Consider the following 18,992-nt stretch of genomic DNA (forward strand, 5'->3'; position numbering starts at 1 on the left):
GCCCGATCGGCGAAAAGCTGGGGGACTAGACGCCGATCGACTCGCGATCAGACTGTTCCCGCTGGTCGTGGGAGGAGCGACGGCGCCTGCGCAGCAGCGCGCCCACCAGCGGAGCGAACAGGATCGCGGCCACCACCAGGTAGACGGTGATGGAGAAGGGGGTGTTGACCAGCCCGGTGACGTCGCCGTCGCTGAGCTGGAGGGCCCGGCGCATCTGCAGTTCGGCGGCCGGGCCGAGGATGACGCCGAGCACCGCGGGCAGCACCGGCAGGCCGTAGCGGCGCATGGCGAAGCCGAGCAGGCCGATGATGAACAGCACCACGAGGTCCAGCACGTCGCCGCTGACCGCGTAGGCGCCGACGCTGGCGAAGAACAGGATGCCCGCGTACAGGTACGGCCGCGGGATCCGGAGCAGCTTGGCCCAGACCGGGGCCAGCGGCAGGTTCAGGATCAGCAGCAGCACGCTGCCCACGAACAGGCTCGCGATCAGCGCCCAGACCAGCGTGGACTCCCGCTGGAACAGCAGCGGACCGGGCTGGATGCCGTACTGCTGGAAGGCGGCCAGCATCACCGCCGCGGTGGCCGTGGTGGGCAGGCCGAGGGTGAGCATCGAGGTCAGCGTGCCCGCGGCGGAGGCGCTCGCGGTGGACTCCGGACCGGCCACACCCTCGATCGCGCCCTTGCCCCACTCCGACTTGTGCTTGGACAGCCGCTTCTCCGCCGCGTAGGACAGGAAGGTGGGGATCTCCGCGCCACCGGCCGGGATCGCGCCGAACGGGAAGCCGATCAGCGGCCCGCGCAGCCACGGCTTCCAGGACCGGCGCAGGTCCGCCTTGCCCAGCCAGGGCCGGCCGACCGGGATCGGCTGGGCAGGCTTGCTGCGCAGGTGCGCGGCCACCCACAGCGACTCGCCGATGGCGAACAGGCCGACCGCGACCACCACCACCTCGATGCCGTCGTTGAGGTGCAGCAGCCCGAAGGTGAGCCGCTGCTGGCCGGTCATCTGGTCCAGCCCGACCAGGCCGATGGACAGCCCGATCAACAGCGAGGCGAAGCCGCGGATGCGGGACTTGCCCAGGATCGAGGTGACCGCGATGAAGGCCAGCACCATCACCGCGAAGTAGTCCGGCGCGCCGATGTCCACCGCCAGGCTGGCCACGAGCGGCGCGAGCAGCACCAGCAGCACGGTGCCCGCGATGCCGCCGACGAAGTGGCCGATCGCCGCGGCGGCCAGCGCCTGCGAGCCACGACCGTTGCGCGCCATCGGGTTTCCCTCGATCGCGGTCACCACGGCCGCGGTCTCCCCCGGCGTGTTGAGCAGGATCGAGGTGGTGGAGCCGCCGTACATGCCGCCGTAGTAGATGCCGGCGAACATGATGAACGCGCCGATCGGGTCCAGGCCGTAGGTGATCGGCAGCAGCAACGCCACCGCCATCGCCGGGCCGATGCCGGGCAGCACGCCGATGGCGGTGCCCAGCAGCACGCCGATCACCGCGTACAGCAGGTTCATCGGGGTCAGCGCGGTGCCGAAGCCCTCGATCAGATGTGCCAGCGCGTCCATGTCAGAGCACCCCAGTCAGCGGTCCGCCCGGCAGCGAGACGCCGAGCAGGGTGTTGAACACCAGGTAGGTCAGGATGGACAGACCGGCCGCGACCAGCGGGTCGCGCACGAAGTTCCGGCTGCCGAGCGCGTAGGCCGCGCCCCAGAACAGCACCATCCCGGACAGCGGGAAGCCGACCAGGTTGATCAGCACCACGTTGGCCAGGAAGGCCGCCGCCAGCTGCGCCACCACCCGCCAGTCCGCGGGCGCGTCCAGGTCGACGTCCTCGCCGGCCTCGGCCTCGCCCCGCCCGCCCCGCAGCACGTCCCTGGCCAGCAGCGCGGCCACCAGGATCAGGCCGCCGCCGACCAGGTAGGGCACCAGCTGCGGGCCGACCGGGCCGCGCTGGGTGAAGTTGGCCGGGATGCGGATCGCGTCGGCCACCACCAGCACGCCGAGGGCGAGCAGCAGCAGGCAGATGCCGAGCTCGGAACGCTCCTTCAGCCAGGCCAGCGCCGGGCGGGCCTTCGTCTGCTCACTCATGCCAGTCCCAGCTCCTTCAGCACGTCGGCCACCCGCTTGCTCTCCGCGGCCAGGAACTCGCCGAACTTCTCGCCCGGCTGGAAGGCGTCCGTCCAGCCGTTGCGCCGGACCGCCTCCTGCCACTGCGGCGAGTCGTGCAGCTTCTGGAACAGCTCCACCAGCCGCTGACGCTCCACATCGGACAGTCCGGGCGGGGCCACGATGCCGCGCCAGTTGGTGAAGTTCACCGGCACCCCGGCCTCGGTCAGGGTCGGCGCGTCGATGTCCTTGACCCGGTTCGCGCTGGTCACCGCGAGCACCCGCAGCTCACCGGCCTTGATCTGGTCCACGTACTCGCTGATGCCGGACACACCGAAGTGGATCTTGCCGCCGAGCACCGAGGCGAGCAGCTCGCCGCCGCCGTCGTAGGGGATGTAGCTGACCCGCTTGGGTTCCAGGCCGATCGCCTTGGCCATCAGCATCGGGGCCAGGTGGTCGGGGCCGCCGGGGTTGGAGCCGCCACCGACGGTGACCGCGCCGGGGTTGGCCTTCCAGGCGGTGACCAGGTCGGCCAGGGTGCGGTACGGCGAGTCCTTGCCGACCACCACGATGTCCGGTTCCTCGGTGAGCTTGGCGATCGGCGTGGTCTCGGCCAGCGAGCTGGGCGCCTTGTTGGTGAACACGCTGCCCACCACGCCGAGGCCCATGGACATCACCAGCCGCTGGTTGCCCGCCTCGGCCACGGTCCGGCCGAGGCCGACCGTGCCACCGGCGCCGGGCAGGTTGAACACCTCGACGTTGCGGGTCAGCTCGACCTCGTCCATCGCCTTGGCCGCGGTGCGCGCGGTCACGTCGTAGCCGCCGCCCGGCGCGTTCGGCACCAGGATGCGCAGCCCGCGCATCGGGCCGGTGGTCTCACCGCTGGCGCCGGAGGTGAGCAATGGCGGCACGACCAGCGTCGCGGCCACCGCGGCCAGCACCGCCAGCCAGTTCCGGATCCGCATCGATCCTCGCCTCCTCGTCTCGCCGTGAGCTAAGCCATAGTGACCACTTACGCTGAAAACCGTGTTCTTGCGTCCGCAGCGTTCGTTGTGGTCGTTGTGTTCACGCGATGGGGGCACGAGGAGGTGCTGGGCGTGGGTGTGCGCGGGTCGCTGGCGCGGCAGCTCTTCGTGCTGCAGTTCCTCATCGTGCTGGCGCTGCTGGGCGCGGTGACCGCGGTGACGCTGAGCCAGTCCACCGCGAACTTCCGCGAGGACCAGGGCCGCCGGATGCTGCTGCTGGCCGAGCAGGTGGCCGCCACCGGCGGGGTCCGGGACGCGCTGGCCGACCCGGCGAACTACTACCGGCTGGCCATCCACGCCGAGACCGCGCGCAGCCTGAACGGGAACACCTCGATCACCATTGCCACTCCTGACCTGCGGATTCACACCGCCACCGACCCGAGGCTGGTGGGCAGGGAGCTGGCTATCGGGCTGCCGGCGGTGGCAGAGGGCCGGAGCTGGGACGGTGTGCTCGGCGACGAGGTGGTGGGCCAGGTGCCGGTGCTGTCGGAGAAGTCGGGGAAGCAGGGCCGGGTGCTCGGCGTGGTCAGCGCGGGACAGGCGGAGCCAGGCCTGTGGGAGTCGCTGGTCAGCTCGCCGGGCAACCTGCTGATCCACCTCGCGCTGGGCACCGGCATCGGGGTGCTGGGCTCGCTGCTGGCCGCCTGGTGGGTGAAGCGGCAGACGCTGGGTCTGGAGCCGAGGGAGATCACCGGGCTGGTGGAGCACCGGGAGGCGATGCTGCACGGCATCCGGGAGGGTGTGGTCGGACTGGACCAGCAGCACCGGATCACCCTGATGAACACCTCGGCCCGCGAACTGCTCGCGCTGGACGATCCGGTGGGCGCGCAGGTGGATGACCTGGACGTGAACGAGCGGCTGCGGGACGTGCTGACCGGGCGGGCCAGCGGGGAGAACCAGGTGGTGCTGCGCAGCGGGCGGGTGCTGGTGATGAACCGGATGCCGATCGTGATGCGCGGCCAGCCGATCGGCGCCGTGGTGACCCTGCGGGACCGGACCGAACTCGTTGCGCTGCAACAGGAACTGGATGTCAACCGGCACACCACGGACACCCTGCGGGCGCAGGCGCACGAGTTCCGCAACGAGCTGCACACCATCGCCGGGCTGATCGAGCTGGGCGAGTACGACGAGGTGGTCCGCTACGTCACCAGGGCGAACCGGGCGCACGAGGAGTGGAGCTCGGCGGTGACCGCGCGGATCGCCGACCCGGCGCTGGCCGCACTGCTGATCGCCAAGGCCAGCCTGGCCGCGGAGCGCGCGGTCGGCATCCGGCTCTCCGATGAGTCCACTGTGGACAGGGTGGATGACGCGCTGTCCCAGGACCTGGTGACGGTGGTGGGCAACCTGGTGGACAACGCGCTGGACGCGCTGCCCGCCGGAGCGGGGCAGTGGATCGAGGTGCACATCGTCGGCTCGACGGAAGAGGTGCTGGTGCGGGTGCGGGACTCCGGGCCGGGCATCGCGCCCGAGCTGGCCGAGGAGGTCTTCGAGCACGGGTTCACCACCAAGGTGGCCACCCAGGGCGGGCAGCGCGGCATCGGGCTGGCGCTGACCAGGCAGGTGTGCGTGCGCCGAGGCGGTTCGGTCTCGGTGCGCAACGAGGGCGGCGCGGTGTTCACCGCCCGGCTGGGCCGGGTGCCCGCCGCGGTCGGCGCCCGGCCGCCGGAGGTGGCCGAATGATCAGGGTGCTGGTGGTCGACGACGACTTCATGGTGGCCAAGGTGCACAGCGGCTACGTCGCGCGCACCCCCGGCTTCGAGGTGGTCGGGGTGGCGCACACCGCGGCCGAGGCCATCCGCTCTGTCCGCGAGCTGCGGCCGGACCTGGTGCTGCTGGACATCTACCTGCCCGACGCCGACGGCGTGCACGTGCTGCGCGAGCTGCGCGCGGGGGCCGCGGGCGAGGCGGCCGGGGACACCGACGTGATCGTGGTGACCGCGGCCAGGGATGTGGAGACGGTGCGCGCGGCGGTGCGCGGCGGGGTGCTGCACTACCTGATCAAGCCGTTCGAGTACGCGGCCCTGCGCGACCAGCTGGCGCACTTCGCCGAGGTCCGGCAGCGGCTGACCGGCTCGGTGGACCAGGCCGTGGTGGACCAGGTCTTCGGCGCCAGGCCGACCGCGGCCCCGACCATGCCCAAGGGCCTGACCCCGCAGACCGCGAAGCTGGTGGAAGAGGTGCTGCGGGCGGCCGACGGCGATGTCTCGGCCACCGAGTGCGCGACCGGGACCAACCTGTCCAGGGTCAGCGCCCGGCGCTACCTGGAGCACTTCGTCAGCGCGGGAAGGGCCGAGGTGCGGCTGCGCTACGGCAGCACCGGCCGCCCGGAACGGCGCTACCGCTGGGTCAACTGACCGAGCATGGCCAGTTTTGTGGTCAGCTCGGCGATCTCCGCGCCGGAGAGGATCGGCCAGGCCGGGCTGTCCGTGACCACCGCGCTGACCTGCCCGCCGGTCTTGTCGATCACCAGCACCTCGCGTTCGGCCACGGCCGCGTCGGCCTTCTTCGGCCAGGAGAACCTGGTGAACTCCGGCGGCCGCAGCGTCTCCGCCCGGCAGCCGTCGGCGGTGTCACAGCTGATCGGGTGCCCGGTCGGCGGCCGCACCACGATCACCAGCGAGCCGCTGCGGCCCTGCGAGTCGGTGATCTTGACCCCCATCCGGATGATGTCGCCGACCACCTGGAACGTCCCGGGCTTCCCCTGGCTGTCGGAGACCACGGTGTAGTCCTTGGGCAGCCATTGCAGCTTGGCCAGCAGACCGGTGTAGAACTCGGCGTCGCGGACGGTCATCGGCGGGAACAGCGGGGCCGGGCTGGTGGACACCGAGGACGGTGGCGTGGTGATCCCGGCGGGTTCGGCCTCCGGCCCCGGCAGCAGCGCGACCGTGCCGGTGCCGAGCAGCGCGAGCACCGCGGTCAGCACCAGCGCGACCCCGAGACGTCGCCTGCGCACCACCCTGCGCCCGTCCCGGACGACATCCGCGCAGCTCACGGTCGGCGGCGGCGCCTCGGCGGCCAGCACCGACCGCAACTCACTCGCGCGTAGCTCACCGCTGGGCAACCCCGACCTCCTTCCGCACTCACCGCTACTACGGCACAGCGGTGCGGAAGGTTGTCAGCGTTACCTGGTCGAGTGACCAAGGCTGCTGCGAACTCCCCTAAAAGCGGGGGTGGTCTCCCCGCAGGATTGCGCGGTCCTCGGGCTTCTCGCCGGGTTCGGTGCTCTTGCGGACCTCGCCGAGCACCCAGGCCGGCACGTGCCGGGCGGTGAGCACGGCCAGTGCGCGGTCGACCTCCTCGGGCGCGACCACGGCGACCATGCCGACGCCCATGTTGAAGGTCTTCTCCATCTCCGGCTTCTCCACCCGGCCGCGCTGGGCGATCAGCGCGAACACCGGCGCCGGGGTCCAGGAGCCGCGGTCCAGCTCGGCGATCAGGCCCTTGGGGATGACCCGGCCCAGGTTGCCGGCCAGGCCGCCGCCGGTGACGTGCGCGAAGGTGCGCACATCGGCCTCGGCGGCCAGCGCGAGGCAGTCCTTGGCGTAGATCCGGGTGGGCTCCAGCATCTCCTCGCCGAGGGTGCGGCCGAACTCCTCGACGTGGCCCTCCAGCGGCATCCGGCCGATCTCCAGCAGCACGTGCCTGGCCAGCGAGTAGCCGTTGGAGTGCAGGCCGGAGGAGCCCATGCCGATCAGCACGTCGCCCGGCCGGACCCGGTCGGGGCCGAGCAGCTTGTCCGCCTCGACCACGCCGACGCCGGTGGCGGACATGTCGTAGTGGCCGGGGTCCATCAGGCCGGGGTGCTCGGCGGTCTCCCCGCCCAGCAGCGCGCAGCCGGCCTGCGCGCAGCCCTCGGCGATACCCTTGACCAGCGCGGCGATCCGCTCCGGCACCACCTTGCCGACCGCGATGTAGTCCTGCAGGAACAGCGGCTCCGCGCCGCAGACCACCAGGTCGTCCACCACCATGGCGACCAGGTCGATGCCCACGGTGTCGTGCTTGTCCATGGCCTGGGCCACCGCGAGCTTGGTGCCGACGCCGTCGGTGGAGGAGGCCAGCACCGGCTCCTGCCACCGGTCCAGCTTGAGCTTGAACAGCCCGGCGAACCCGCCGATGCCGCCGAGCACCTCGGGCCGGGTGGCCTTCGCCGCCCACGGCTTGAGCTGCTCCACAGCTTCGTCACCTGCGGCGATGTCCACTCCAGCGGCCGCGTAAGTGGCCTTCCCGCTTTCGGCGTGCGCGGTCACGGTCTGTCCAGCTCCATCCGATGAAAGGTCTCTAGCGAAGTCAGGGACGACGCAAGGCGTCTTCGGCACCGTACCCGCTGGGCAGCACCGGCTCCGCCGGACCGGCCACACCCTTCTCGATGTTCTCCAGCAGGTGCTTGCCGATCATGAGGTCGTCCGGCAGCGCGATCGGGTACTCGCCGTCGAAGCAGGCGGAGCAGAGCCGGGTCTTGGGCTGCTCGGTGGCCGCGACCAGCGACTCCAGCGAGACGTAGCCGAGGGAGTCGGCGCCGATGGAGCGGCGCACGCCGTCCAGGTCCAGGCCGTTGGCGATCAGCTCGGCGCGGGAGGCGAAGTCGATGCCGTAGAAGCAGGGCCAGCGCACCGGCGGCGAGGCGATCCGCACGTGCACCTCGACCGCGCCGGCCTCGCGCAGCATCCGGACCAGCGCGCGCTGGGTGTTGCCGCGCACGATCGAGTCGTCCACCACGACCAGCCGCTTGCCGCGGATGACATCGCGCAGCGGGTTCAGCTTGAGCCGGATGCCCAGCTGGCGGATGGTCTGCGAAGGCTGGATGAAGGTGCGGCCGACGTAGGCGTTCTTGACCAGGCCAGAGCCGTAGGGGATGCCGCTGGCCTGCGCGTAGCCGATGGCGGCCGGGGTGCCGGACTCCGGCACCGGGATGACCAGATCGGCCTCCACCGGGTGCTCGGCGGCCAGCTTGCGGCCGATCTCCACCCTGGCCGCGTGCACGCCGCGGCCGGCGATGGAGGTGTCCGGGCGGGCCAGGTAGACGTACTCGAACACGCAGCCCTTGGGCTCCGGGTTGGCGAAGCGGGAGGACCGCAGGCCGTTCTCGTCGATGGCGATCAGCTCGCCCGGCTCGACCTCGCGCACGAAGGAGGCGCCGGTGATGTCCAGCGCCGAGGTCTCGCTGGCGATCACCCAGCCGCGCTCCAGCCTGCCGAGCACCAGCGGGTGCACGCCCTGCGGGTCACGGGCCGCGTAGAGGGTGGACTCGTCCGAGAAGACCAGGCAGAACGCGCCGCGCAGGGTCGGCAGCAGCTCCATCGCGGCCTGCTCGAAGCCGGTGTCCGCGGCGGCCGCGGCGAGCAGCCCGCAGACCAGGTCGGAGTCGGTGGTGGCGCCGGCGGTGGCCACCCCGGCCTCCTTGGCCCGGCTCATCAGTTCGGCGGTGTTGACCAGGTTGCCGTTGTGGCCGAGGGCCAGCGGGCTGCCGGCGGCCGTGTTGCGGAAGGTCGGCTGGGCGTTCTCCCAGGTGGTGGAGCCGGTGGTGGAGTAGCGGCAGTGCCCGACCGCGACGTGGCCGCGCAGCGAGGACAGCACCTGCTCGTCGAAGACCTGGCTGACCAGCCCAAGGTCCTTGAACACCACCACCTGGTGGCCGTCACCGACGGAGATGCCCGCCGCTTCCTGGCCCCGGTGCTGGAGGGCGTACAAGCCGTAGAAGGTGAGCTTGGCCACCTCCTCGCCGGGAGCCCAGACACCGAAGACACCGCACTCTTCACGAGGGGTGTCGTCGTGGCTGCGATCGGTCTGGCTGGGGTCGATGACCACCGAGAACTCCCTCGGGACGGGATCAGACTCGTCCCTAGTGTAAGTGCCTCGGAGTAGTGCTCCTGACCCTTCTGGCCGGTGACGAGGCTCTCGTTCGGGCCAACTCCGGCCCCCCTCCGCGCGTCTGCTGAACGAAAGCAGAACCGAAACGACACGGAGGTGGTGCCCGTGCTGGCGGCGCTCAGCGGCAGGCTGGACCGGGATCTGAACCTGGCCGAGCGGTTGTTCTCCCGGCCGGAGGTGCTGGCCTACGCGGTCGGCGCGGGGCTGGTGCTCGGCCTGATCGGGCTGGTGCTGGGCCGGTTGTTCGGCTGGCGGGCGCTGTTCACCGGGCTCTCCTTCGGCTCGCTCGGCGGGGTGCTCGCGGTGACCCTGGTGCGCCTCGGCAGGCAGGGCAGCACCGCGGACTCGCTGGGACAGGCCTGGGCGCAGTGCATCCAGAACGAGTTCTCGCTGGCCGGGTCCTGGCAGCGGCTGAACTTCGTGCTGCTGATGCCGTTCGCCTTCTTCGGCGCGCTCGCGGTGCGCCGGTTCCTGCCGGTGGCGCTGCTCAGCGTGGCGCTGGCGGTGGGCATCGAGCTGTACCAGGGGATGACCGGACTGGGCGCCTGCGAGACCCAGGACATGATCAACAACGGGCTGGGCGGCGTGCTGGCCGCGGCGCTGGGCTGGGTGCTGTCGGGTCGGCGGGGTGGCGGCAGGCTCCGGAACGCCACCCCGCCGGGCTCAGCGGGTCAGCAGGCGACCTTGATGTCCACCGTGCGCTGATGGTCGATCTGCCGGGACCACTTTCCGGCCAGGCCCATCATCTCGACCTTGTAGTAAAGCTCGACTTTGTAGACGCCCGCGGCGCACTTGAATGGTTTACCGGTCGCCTCGACCACGGCGGTTACCGACTCCATGGTGGACAGGTCGGCATTCGACTTGGCGGCATCCGGCGCGGTCAGGCTGTAACGGGCCTCGGCGGTGCGGCATTTCGACGGCGGTTTGCCCCAGAACCACCCGCCGTAGCTCCACTCGCAGCTGCCCTTGACCACCACCTTGATCTCGCCCTGGGCGGCCGGGCTCAGGCAGATCTTGTGCTTGTACCCGGCGTCCTGGTTGCGGTCGGAGAACTCTTCGCTGCAGGCCTCCGCGGCGGCCGGGGCCGCGTGCGAAACGCTGCCGAAAAGCAGCAGGGCGAGCGCGGAAACGAGGACAAGGAGAACCGGGCGGCGATAACCGATCATGCTCTTAATACTCGCCTATTCTGCCCTGAACAGGCGATAACCGAAACGGGGGTGCCGAATCGGGTGAATGGTTACCGTCTGACGGTTTCCGGCAGTCCGAGCAGGCAGAGCAGGCTGATCAGCCCGGCCACCGACATGTAGGTGGCGACCAGCCAGGAGCCGCCGCCTGCCGCGGTGACCAGGGTGTTGGCGATCAGCGGGGACAGGCCGCCGCCGAGCACCGCGCCGATCTGGTAGCCGAAGCCGACGCCGGTGTAGCGCAGTTCCGGGCCGAACAGCTCGGCGAAGTAGGCCAGCATCGGCCCGAAGATGGCCGCGGAGCCGCCGAAGGCGAGCATGATGCCCAGCACCGCGAGCGCCGGGCTGGCCGAGTCGACCAGCGCGAACAGCGGGAAGCCCCACAGCGTGCAGAAGATCGCGCCCGCGATCAGCACCGGCTTGCGGCCGATCCGGTCGGTGAGGTGGCAGAAGTAGATGATGCCGACCGCCTGCACCACGCTGCCCGCCATCGTGCCGTAGAGCAGCGTGGACCGGTCCAGGCCGACCACCTGACTGCCGTAGGAGAGCAGGAAGGCGACCACGATGAAGATGAACGCGTTGAAGCCCAGGTTGACGCCCGCGGTGAGCAGCACCAGCCGCTTGTGCTCGCGCAGCACGGTGACCAGCGGCGCGCGCTCGGTGCGCTTGGCCTTGGCGACCCGCTCGAACTCCGGCGTCTCGGCGATGTTGCGCCGGGCGTACAGGCCGACCAGCACCACCGTGATCCCGGCCAGGAACGGGATCCGCCAGCCCCAGTCGTAGAGCTCGGCGTCGGGCAGCAGCAGGACCAGCGCGAACGCGCCGTTGGCCAGGAAGGAGCCCAGCGGCGAGCCGATGGTGACCAGGCTGCCGTACAGGCCGCGCCTGCCCTCCGGCGCGTGCTCGACCGCGAGCAGGGTGGCGCCCGCGGCCTCGCCGCCGACGGAGAGCCCGTGCACCATCCGCAGCGCCAGCAACAGCAGCGGCGCGGCCAGCCCGACCGCGGCGTAGGTGGGCAGCAGGCCCATCAGCGCGGTGGACACGCCCATCAGGGACAGGCTGATCACCAGCATCCGGCGGCGGCCGACCCGGTCGCCGAAGTGGCCGAAGATGATCGAGCCGATCGGCCGCAGCAGGAAGCCGACCGCGAAGGTGGAGAAGGCCAGCAGGGTGCCCGTCCACGGCTCGCTCTGCGGGAAGAACAACCGGCCGAAGACCAGCGCGGAAGCGGTGCCGTAGATCAGGAAGTCGTAGAGCTCCAGCGAGCTGCCCACGCCGGAAGCGACGGCCAGCCTGCCGAAGGAAGGCCGTTCCCGCTGCGCTGTGTCCGCCATGCCGAGCACTCTGCCGGAGCGTTCGGGTCGCGAACAAGACGGATTCAGCGCGGCTGCACTCCGGTGAGCAAGATCGGGTCTCCTTCGGCTCCCGGCAGCTCGGTGCGGCCCCACAGGCCGAGGTAGAGCGCGGTGGCCCGGCCGGTGGTGCTGGCCCTGGCGGCAGGCAGGTCGGCGGGGTCGCGGACCACCTCGGGAGCCTCGCCCGGTTGCAGCCAGACCAGCCAGCGCTCCGGGCCGTCGGCGCAGGTGACCAGCACTGCGCCGGTGGCGGCCGGACTGGCCGCGGCGGTGTAGCGGCTGGCCAGCAGGGTGCCCAGCACCTCGTCGATGCCGTCCACGGCCAGCGCGCGGTCGGTGGGCACCAGGGTGCGCAAGGCGGCCTGGGCGTCCCAGCGGCGCAGGTTCAGCTCGTGCGCGACCCTGCGGTGCCAGAACCAGGCCAGGCTGGGCGCCGCCGGACTGAACGTCCACAGTGGACGGTTGGCCGGGCAGGCGGCGAGCAGCCGCTGGCAGTCGGCCAGCTCCCGGTCGAACCAGGCCAGCGGATCGCCGATGGGATCCGGTTCGGGCACCGGGCGGGCCCGTTCGGTGCCGCCGGTGCGCAGCTGACCGCCGACCACCTGGAGGAAGCGGGCGGTGTGCAGCACCAGCTCGCGGAACCGCCAGCCGGGGCAGGAGGGCACCGGCAGCTCGGGGTCGGCGGCCGCGGCGGCCAGCCGGAACGCGGCCGCCTGCTCGGTCGCGACGGCCAGCCACCAGGGGGTGTCCTGCGGTCCTGCCATCTCGTCTCCAGGGGAACCGGGGTCGGGTGTCTGCCGTCACAGACGTGCCGAGGAGTGCTGGAGGTTCCATGACCGAGGACATCCGGGTCGAACCGGACCTGCTGCGCGGGGCCGCGCGCGAGTTCTACGCCGGTGCCGACGCCGCCGCCGACGGCGCGGTCCTGCTGGACTGCCTGCGACTGGATCCCGCCCTGCTCGGCGAGGTGGACGGCGCGGGCGAGTTCGCCGCCGCGCTGGCCCGCTTCGGCGCGGCGCACGGGGAAGATCTGCGCCAGGGCTCGGCCTGGTTCGCCGACGCGGCGCAGGCGCTGACCAGCAACGCCGACGGCTACGCCGAGGGCGAGACCGAGGCGAGGCGGCTGCTCGGCGGTTCCCGGTGACCGATCCGGAGGCGCTCTACCAGCGGATGACCAGCGGCGGACCCGCCCGCCTCACCGAGGCGGCGGACCCGCTGACCGGCGCGGTCAGCGCGGTGGACCGGGCAGGCGAGTCGGTGCGGCACAGCCGCCGGGCGGCGGGATCTTGGTCGGGGGACGCCGGCGCGGCCTTCACCGAGCGGGCTGGGCTGAGCGGCACGGCCGCGGCGGCCGCGGCGGGGCGGATGCGTTCGGCGGTGGCCATCGTGCACGCGGCCGCGCGGGCCCAGCAGACCATGCGCGCCGGGGCGGAGCGGGCGATCGGCATCTGGCGCGGGCGACCGGCCGGGGCCGGCCCCGAGGCGGAGCGGGAGCTGGCCGCGACCGTGGTGCGCGCGCTGGAGACGGTGCGCGCGCCCTACACCGAGGTGCTGCGCTCGCTGGCGGGCGCGCTGGACCGGCTGGCGCCGGGTTTCCGCACGGTGGCCGGGCACACCCAGGAGTGGCAGGCGCTGCCCGCGCACGGCCTCGCGGTGCCGCCGGCAGGCTCGGACCCCCGGCAGGTGGCCGCCTGGTGGGCCGGACTGTCCACTGTGGAGCGAGAACGGCTGCTGCTCACCCACTACGACCAGCTCGGCCGGTTACCGGGGTTGCCCGCGCCGGTGCTGGACGCGGCGAACCGGCGGCGGATCACCGAGGACGGCGTGCGATTCCGGGGCGCGCTGACCGAGGCCGACCGCCGGTTCGCCGCCCGTGCGCGGGAACTCGGCCTGGATCCCGCGGACACCGAGAACCTGCGCAACGCCAACGATCCCGCGCTGTCCCGGCTGCTGGACGAGCGGGCCGAGGCACAGCGGCAACTGCGCAACACCGAGCTGGCCGCGGCCCGGCTCACCGAGGCCGAACGGCTGGCCGCCGAACGCGGCCCTCCGCCACGGCGAGGTGCTGGTCATGGCCTGGGAACCGGACGGCCCGCGCGGCCAGGGCGGACTCGCCAGTGTCATGGTCGAGCCTGGCGAGCAGCTCTCCGTAGCCTTCGGAAACCCTGACCAGGCAACGAATGTGGCCGTCTGCGTACCCGGCACCGGCTCCGGGCTCGGCGGGTTCAGCCTCGCCCAGGCGGCGAACCTGCGGGTGCAGATGGACGCGGCCAGCCCCGGCGGCAACGCGACCATCCAGTGGCTGGGCTACGACGCGCCGGACGCGATCACCAACGCCCAGGTGAGCAGGCCAGACCAGGCGATCGAGGGCGGCGCGCGGCTGGTCGCGGACGTGGACGGCTATCGCGCGGCGGCCGAGCAGCGGCAGCACCTCACCGTGGTCGGGCACAGCTACGGAAGCACGGTGGCCGGGTACGCCGCGCTGCACGGACTGGCCGCGGACGAGCTGGCCTTCGTCGGCTCACCCGGCGTCGGCGCGGGCAGCGCGGCGGAGCTGCCCGGCCGGGTGTGGGCCGGGATGACCGAGCACGACCCGGTGGTGCGGGCCACCGAGGGCAGCTGGTTCACCGCCGACGGCGGCAACCACGGGCCCTACGACGACCGGTTCGGCGCGCGTGGCTTCGGCGCGGCCGAGGACGCCGGCATGCGGGACGCGCACTCGGCCTACTTCGACCAGGGCTCGGAGTCGCTGCGCAACCTGGGCCACATCGCCACCGGCCAGCCGCAGCTGGTGACCGGGGCGGGCGAGCGGCTCGGCGGTGAGCTGGGCGAGGCGGGCGGGGACCTGTGGGACGGCGGCGGGCGGGCCATCGGCCGCGCGCTGGGCGGGGACTGGGACGGGGCACGGGACGCGGCGGCGGACACCGGGCGGGAGCTGCTGAACGACCTGGGCGACGCGGCGGTGACCGGGGCGGGGCGGTTGGTGGAGTCGGGCCGGGACTTGTTCGCTGGGCTGGGGCGGCTGTTCTGAGGCAGCGCGGGACCTGTTCGCGGGACTGGGCGGCTGTTCTGAAGCAGGGCGGCCGTTCCCGGAAATCGGGGCGGCTGCCGGGCTAGACGCGCAGCAGCGGCAGCCAGTCCGCGATCTCCTCGGCGCGGTTGCCGGAGGCGGTCAGGCTGCCCGCGTCCAGCGCGGCGGCCCAGTCGCGGCGGCCCAGCGCGAGCTCCAGCCAGGTCCGGGGGTCGGTCTCCACCACGTTCGGCGGGGTGCCCCTGGTGTGCCTGGGCCCGGCCACGCACTGCACCGCGGCGAACGGCGGCACCCGCAGCTCCACGCTGCGGCCCGGCGCCAGCCCTGCCAAGGTGCGCAGGCTCAGCCTGACCGCGGCCGCCAGGGCGGCGCGATCGGGCTGGTCACCGCCGTCCAGCCAGGGCAGGACCTCGGTCACCGCGGCGCGCAGTTCATGCGGGTCAACGGCTCTGCGTAGAGGCACGCCGAAGGCTAACCCGAACCTCCGACGATCGGATTGTTCCCCTGGACACGCGCCCGCCGGCTGCCGCAGAGTGAACCCGCATTAGTAATACTTTTGCCGATAGGAGGGTCATGGCGCTCCGCAGTCACGCCTGGTTCGGCGGCACCGGCAAGAACGGCTTCATCGCGCGGCACAGCCTGCGCGGGCTCGGCTACGGCGGGCAGCACTTCGACGGCCGCCCGGTGGTCGGCATCTGCAACACCTTCTCCGAGCTGACCCCGTGCAACGCGCACCTGCGGCTGCTCGCCGAGGCGGTCAAGCGCGGCGTGCACCAGGCAGGCGGCTTCCCGCTGGAGTTCCCGGCGATGAGCCTCGGCGAACCGCTGATGCGGCCCAGCACCATGCTCTACCGCAACCTGGCCGCGATGGAGATCGAGGAGCTGATCAGGGCCAACCCGGTGGACGCGGTGGTGCTGCTGACCGGCTGCGACAAGACCACCCCCGCCGCGCTGATGGGCGCGGCCAGCGCCGGGGTGCCGGCGATCGTGCTCACCGGCGGCCCGATGCTCAACGGCAACTACCGGGGGCGCGAGGTCGGCTCCGGCACCGACATCTGGCGGATGACCGAGGAGCTGCGCGCCGGGACGATCACCGAGGCCGAGTTCACCGAGTTCGAGACCTGCCTGAACCGCTCGGTCGGGCACTGCATGACCATGGGCACCGCCTCCACCATGGCCTGTGTCACCGAGGCGCTGGGCATGCAGCTGCCCGGGGCCTCCGGACTGCCCGCGGTGGACGCGCGGCGCGGCACGCTGGCCGAGCAGACCGGGATCAGGGCGGTCGCGCTGGCCACGGACGGCCCGCGACCCGCGGAGATCATGACCAGGAAGGCCTTCGAGAACGCGATCCTGGTCAACGCGGCCATCGGCGGGTCCACCAACGCGGTGTTGCACCTGCTGGCCATCGCCGGCCGCCTCGGCGTGCCACTGGACCTGGAGGACTTCGACCGGATCGGCGCCCGGCTGCCGCTGCTGGTGGACCTGATGCCCTCGGGGCGGTTCCTGATGGAGCAGTTCGCCTACGCGGGCGGGCTGCCCGCGCTGATCAAGCGGATCCGCGCGCACCTGCACGCCGACGTGGTCACGGTGACCGGCCAGGGCCTGGTGGCCAACTGCGCGGGCGCGGTGGTGCACGACGACGAGGTGATCCGGCCGCTGGACAACCCGGTGCAGCCGGCGGACAGCGGGACCGCGGTGCTGCGCGGCAACCTGGCGCCCGGCGGGGCGGTGGTGAAGCAGTCCGCGGCCGAGCCGAGGTTGTTGTCGCACACCGGTCCCGCGCTGGTCTTCGACTCGGTGGAGGACTACCACGCGGTGATCGGCGACCCGGATCTGCCGGTCACCGCGGACACCGTGCTGGTGGTGCGCAACACCGGTCCGGTGGGCTACCCGGGCATGCCGGAGGTGGGCAACCTGGCCCTGCCGCAGAAGCTGCTGGACGCCGGCATCCGTGATCTGGTGCGGATTTCCGACGCCAGGATGAGCGGCACCGCCTTCGGCGCCTGCGTGCTGCACGTGGCCCCGGAGGCCGCGGTGGGCGGGCCGCTGGCGCTGGTCCGTGACGGCGACCTGATCACCGTGGACACCCCGGGCCGCCGCCTGCACCTGCACGTCTCCGACGAGGAGCTGGCGCAGCGGCGAGCCGAGTGGCGGCCACCGGCGAACGGGCCGGACCGGGGCTGGGTGCGACTGTACCGCGAGCACGTGCAGCAGGCCGACCGTGGGGTGGACCTGGACTTCCTGGTCGGCGCGACGGACTCGAGCCCGCCGCGCGCGGCCTTCTGAGAGGAGATTCTTGTTGTACCGATGGGAAACCATGGCCGCGCTGGCCGGGCAGCGGGTGTTCGGCATCGTGCGCGCCGGGGACGCGCCGGCCGCACTGGCCACCGCCGAGGCGATGATCGACGCCGGGCTGCGCACCCTGGAGATCGCGCTCACCACCCCGGGCGGGCTGAGCGTGATCGAGCAGCTGGCGGGCAGGCCGGGGATCACCCTGGGCGCGGGCACCGTGCTGGACGAGGCGAGCGCCCGGCTGGCCATCCTGGCCGGGGCGAGCTTCCTGGTCTCACCCAGCCTGCACCCCGAGGTCATCCGCACCGCGCACCGCTACGGCGCGGCCGCGCTGCCCGGAGTGGCCAGCCCAACCGAGATCGTCACCGCCCTGGAACACGGGGCTGACGCGGTGAAATTGTTCCCCGCCAGGGGTTTTGGCCCGCGCTGGCTGGCCGACGTGCGCGCCGCGCTGCCGCAGGCGCCGGTGCTGCCGACCGGTGGGGTCGCGCTGGAGGAGGTGCCGGACTGGGTGGCCGCGGGCGCGGTGGCCTGCGGCGTCGGCTCGGCGCTGACCGAGGGCGGCCCGGAACAGGCGGCCGCGCGGGTGCGGAACCTGGTGGCCACGCTCGATGGAGACCGCGGGTGACCCAGCGCGGTCTGCACGGTCAGCTGCTGGAGGCGCTCGGCCAGGCCATCACCTCCGGCGCCATCCCCGGCGGGCACGTGCTGCGGATCGAGGAGCTGGCCGCGCGGCACGGGGTGTCCAGGACGGTGGCGCGGGAGGCGGTGCGGGTGCTGGAGGCGATGCGGCTGGTGCACAGCAGGCCCAAGGTCGGCACCACGGTGCGGCCGGGCGCCGAGTGGAACCTGTTCGACCCGCAGGTGGTGCGCTGGCGGCTGGCCGGCACCCGGCGCGGGGCGCAGCTGCGCGAGCTCAGCGAGGTGCGCGCGGCGGTGGAACCCGCGGCGGGCGCGCTGGCCGCCCGGACCGCCACCGAGGAGCAGCGCGCGGAGCTGCTGGAGCTGGCGGCGGAGTTGTCCCGGCTGGCCGGGCGGGGCGAGGTGGACCGGTTCGTGGAGGTGGACGTGGCCTTCCACCGGCTGGTGCTGACCGCCTCCGGGAACGAGATGTTCGCCCACCTCGGTGACTTCACCGCCGAGGCGCTGCGCGGGCGCAACCGGCTGCACCTGATGCCGGAGGTGCCGGACGCGGTGGCCACCAGACGGCACGTGGAGGTGGCGCGGGCGATCGCGGAGGCCAAGCCGGAACGGGCGGAGAAGTTGTTGCGCCAGATCGTGGCGAGCGCGGCGGCGGAGGTCGAGTCGCTGCTGGCGCGGAAGTAGCTTCGTGGCCTTGCGATCTTCCCCGTACCCCAAGGCCACGAAGCCAACTGTGTTCCACAAACACCGCCGGTGGTGGGTTGGAAGGAGATCCGAAAACCACCCACCGACGAGTCAAACCTAGCGCGCACGCACACTCCGTGCACGGATGGCACGCCGACTGCACTCCATTGGGGAAGATGATCACCCAGTAGCGGCCGGGGTGATCACAAATTTGCCAGGTTGTTCTCTAGACAATCACCGGTCAAATCGGTCAGGGACCTGGAATCGGGGACCGGGGCCGCGCTCGAACCGGCCGTCCGCACGGTCGCCGCCGCCGTACTTTGCGAACTCGTGCCCGTGCCGGTGACCGCCGCCCGCGCCGGCGATGCCGACCACGCCGCCACCGACCACCGCGCCGAGCAGGGCGACCGCGACGAGCTGGGCGGACTTGCGCTTGGCGAAGCCGCGCAGGCGCTTGGGGCGGGGCGCGGGTGGCGGGCCGGCGGGAGCGGCGGCGGCGTGCTCGACCGCGGGCTGGCCCGGAGCGGCCGCGGCGGACTGCGACGGGGCTTCGCCGCCAGACTGGGCGGGGGCTTCCGCGCCGTGCTGCGCTTCCGGCTGGGGCGCGGGCTGTGCGGGCGCGGTCGGCTGCGCGGGCTGCGGCGCTTCGTCCGCCGGAGCGGGCTGGGCCGCGGCCTGCGGTGCCGGGGCTACCGGTTGCGTGGGGGCTTCCGGGGTGGCCGGTTCCTCGGGAGAACCGGCCGCCCTCTTCTCGTTCTCCTCGGACATGTGCGCTCCTCATTCGGTGTCAGCCACCCGGCTCTGGGTGG

Annotated in this window: 20 protein-coding genes; 9 read left to right on the forward strand and 11 right to left on the reverse strand. The window is 72.5% G+C overall.

Annotated features, from left to right (window positions below; all coding sequences use genetic code 11):
• Window positions 1-25: 25 nt before the first annotated feature.
• From ACWDY5_RS05775 to ACWDY5_RS05785, 3 genes are read right to left on the reverse strand one after another with little or no spacing between them, the layout of a single operon-like run.
• Window positions 26-1,561: a tripartite tricarboxylate transporter permease gene (locus ACWDY5_RS05775; protein ID WP_449721126.1), complete on the reverse strand. Its 1,536-nt coding sequence runs from the start codon at window positions 1,559-1,561 to the stop codon at window positions 26-28.
• A 1-nt stretch (window position 1,562) separates the two neighbouring features.
• Window positions 1,563-2,084, reverse strand: coding sequence for a tripartite tricarboxylate transporter TctB family protein (locus ACWDY5_RS05780; protein ID WP_449721127.1), 522 nt, complete (start codon window positions 2,082-2,084; stop codon window positions 1,563-1,565).
• A complete protein-coding gene (locus tag ACWDY5_RS05785) occupies window positions 2,081-3,067 on the reverse strand; it encodes a Bug family tripartite tricarboxylate transporter substrate binding protein (protein WP_449721128.1) in 987 nt (328 codons plus the stop codon). Before ACWDY5_RS05785 ends, ACWDY5_RS05780 begins: the two co-directional genes overlap by 4 nt.
• A gap of 132 nt (window positions 3,068-3,199) precedes the next feature.
• On the opposite strand from ACWDY5_RS05785, the gene ACWDY5_RS05790 reads away from it, so the two are divergent.
• Together ACWDY5_RS05790 and ACWDY5_RS05795 are read left to right on the forward strand one after the other, a co-directional pair.
• On the forward strand, window positions 3,200-4,807 hold the full coding sequence (locus tag ACWDY5_RS05790) for an ATP-binding protein (RefSeq protein ID WP_449721178.1): 1,608 nt from the start codon (window positions 3,200-3,202) through the stop codon (window positions 4,805-4,807).
• A complete protein-coding gene (locus ACWDY5_RS05795) occupies window positions 4,804-5,481 on the forward strand; it encodes a response regulator (RefSeq protein WP_283662084.1) in 678 nt (225 codons plus the stop codon). The genes ACWDY5_RS05790 and ACWDY5_RS05795 overlap by 4 nt, the downstream gene beginning before the upstream one ends.
• On the opposite strand, the gene ACWDY5_RS05800 is transcribed toward ACWDY5_RS05795, so the two are convergent.
• From ACWDY5_RS05800 to purF, 3 genes are all read right to left on the reverse strand, one after another.
• Window positions 5,463-6,188, reverse strand: a complete 726-nt coding sequence (locus tag ACWDY5_RS05800) for a hypothetical protein (protein ID WP_449721129.1) — start codon at window positions 6,186-6,188, stop codon at window positions 5,463-5,465. The two genes, ACWDY5_RS05795 and ACWDY5_RS05800, sit on opposite strands and share 19 nt — an antisense overlap.
• Window positions 6,189-6,285: 97 nt before the next feature.
• Window positions 6,286-7,374, reverse strand: a complete 1,089-nt coding sequence (gene purM, locus ACWDY5_RS05805; RefSeq protein ID WP_449721130.1) for a phosphoribosylformylglycinamidine cyclo-ligase — start codon at window positions 7,372-7,374, stop codon at window positions 6,286-6,288.
• A 40-nt stretch (window positions 7,375-7,414) separates the two neighbouring features.
• Complete coding sequence (gene purF / locus ACWDY5_RS05810; protein ID WP_449721131.1) at window positions 7,415-8,932, reverse strand: amidophosphoribosyltransferase; 1,518 nt, start codon at window positions 8,930-8,932, stop codon at window positions 7,415-7,417.
• Window positions 8,933-9,100: 168 nt separating this feature from the next.
• Here purF and ACWDY5_RS05815 point away from each other — a divergent pair, with 168 nt between their 5' ends.
• A complete protein-coding gene (locus ACWDY5_RS05815; RefSeq protein ID WP_449721132.1) occupies window positions 9,101-9,700 on the forward strand; it encodes a VanZ family protein in 600 nt (199 codons plus the stop codon).
• Here ACWDY5_RS05815 and ACWDY5_RS05820 read toward each other — a convergent pair.
• The 3 genes from ACWDY5_RS05820 to ACWDY5_RS05830 form a co-directional block, all read right to left on the reverse strand.
• Window positions 9,667-10,161: a hypothetical protein gene (locus ACWDY5_RS05820; protein WP_449721133.1), complete on the reverse strand. Its 495-nt coding sequence runs from the start codon at window positions 10,159-10,161 to the stop codon at window positions 9,667-9,669. The two genes, ACWDY5_RS05815 and ACWDY5_RS05820, sit on opposite strands and share 34 nt — an antisense overlap.
• Window positions 10,162-10,232: 71 nt before the next feature.
• Window positions 10,233-11,513 carry an MFS transporter gene (locus ACWDY5_RS05825; protein WP_449721134.1) on the reverse strand — a complete coding sequence of 427 codons (1,281 nt, stop codon included), beginning with the start codon at window positions 11,511-11,513 and terminating at the stop codon, window positions 10,233-10,235.
• Between the two features lie 44 nt (window positions 11,514-11,557).
• Window positions 11,558-12,298 (reverse strand): maleylpyruvate isomerase N-terminal domain-containing protein, encoded by a 741-nt coding sequence (locus tag ACWDY5_RS05830; protein ID WP_449721135.1) that lies wholly within the window; start codon window positions 12,296-12,298, stop codon window positions 11,558-11,560.
• Window positions 12,299-12,366: 68 nt separating this feature from the next.
• On the opposite strand from ACWDY5_RS05830, the gene ACWDY5_RS05835 reads away from it, so the two are divergent.
• The 3 genes from ACWDY5_RS05835 to ACWDY5_RS05845 are packed head-to-tail and all read left to right on the forward strand — an operon-like array spanning window position 12,367 to window position 14,565.
• A complete protein-coding gene (locus ACWDY5_RS05835; protein ID WP_449721136.1) occupies window positions 12,367-12,678 on the forward strand; it encodes a hypothetical protein in 312 nt (103 codons plus the stop codon).
• The gene (locus tag ACWDY5_RS05840; RefSeq protein ID WP_449721137.1) at window positions 12,675-13,703 is read left to right on the forward strand and encodes a hypothetical protein; all 1,029 of its coding nucleotides are present in this window, start codon (window positions 12,675-12,677) and stop codon (window positions 13,701-13,703) included. Before ACWDY5_RS05835 ends, ACWDY5_RS05840 begins: the two co-directional genes overlap by 4 nt.
• 13 nt (window positions 13,704-13,716) lie before the next feature.
• Entirely contained in the window at window positions 13,717-14,565 is an 849-nt protein-coding gene (locus ACWDY5_RS05845; protein ID WP_449721138.1) for an alpha/beta hydrolase, read from the forward strand.
• An 82-nt stretch (window positions 14,566-14,647) separates the two neighbouring features.
• On the opposite strand, the gene ACWDY5_RS05850 is transcribed toward ACWDY5_RS05845, so the two are convergent.
• Window positions 14,648-15,028, reverse strand: coding sequence for a sterol carrier family protein (locus ACWDY5_RS05850; RefSeq protein ID WP_449721139.1), 381 nt, complete (start codon window positions 15,026-15,028; stop codon window positions 14,648-14,650).
• Between the two features lie 110 nt (window positions 15,029-15,138).
• Here ACWDY5_RS05850 and ACWDY5_RS05855 point away from each other — a divergent pair, with 110 nt between their 5' ends.
• The 3 genes from ACWDY5_RS05855 to ACWDY5_RS05865 are packed head-to-tail and all read left to right on the forward strand — an operon-like array spanning window position 15,139 to window position 18,183.
• Complete coding sequence (locus ACWDY5_RS05855; protein ID WP_449721140.1) at window positions 15,139-16,851, forward strand: IlvD/Edd family dehydratase; 1,713 nt, start codon at window positions 15,139-15,141, stop codon at window positions 16,849-16,851.
• A 13-nt stretch (window positions 16,852-16,864) separates the two neighbouring features.
• Window positions 16,865-17,485 carry a bifunctional 4-hydroxy-2-oxoglutarate aldolase/2-dehydro-3-deoxy-phosphogluconate aldolase gene (locus ACWDY5_RS05860; RefSeq protein ID WP_449721141.1) on the forward strand — a complete coding sequence of 207 codons (621 nt, stop codon included), beginning with the start codon at window positions 16,865-16,867 and terminating at the stop codon, window positions 17,483-17,485.
• The gene (locus ACWDY5_RS05865; protein ID WP_449721142.1) at window positions 17,482-18,183 is read left to right on the forward strand and encodes a FadR/GntR family transcriptional regulator; all 702 of its coding nucleotides are present in this window, start codon (window positions 17,482-17,484) and stop codon (window positions 18,181-18,183) included. Before ACWDY5_RS05860 ends, ACWDY5_RS05865 begins: the two co-directional genes overlap by 4 nt.
• A gap of 234 nt (window positions 18,184-18,417) precedes the next feature.
• Here ACWDY5_RS05865 and ACWDY5_RS05870 read toward each other — a convergent pair whose 3' ends face one another.
• Entirely contained in the window at window positions 18,418-18,951 is a 534-nt protein-coding gene (locus tag ACWDY5_RS05870; protein ID WP_449721143.1) for a hypothetical protein, read from the reverse strand.
• Window positions 18,952-18,992: the final 41 nt, after the last annotated feature.

The sequence above is a fragment of the Crossiella sp. NPDC003009 genome (assembly GCF_053591555.1).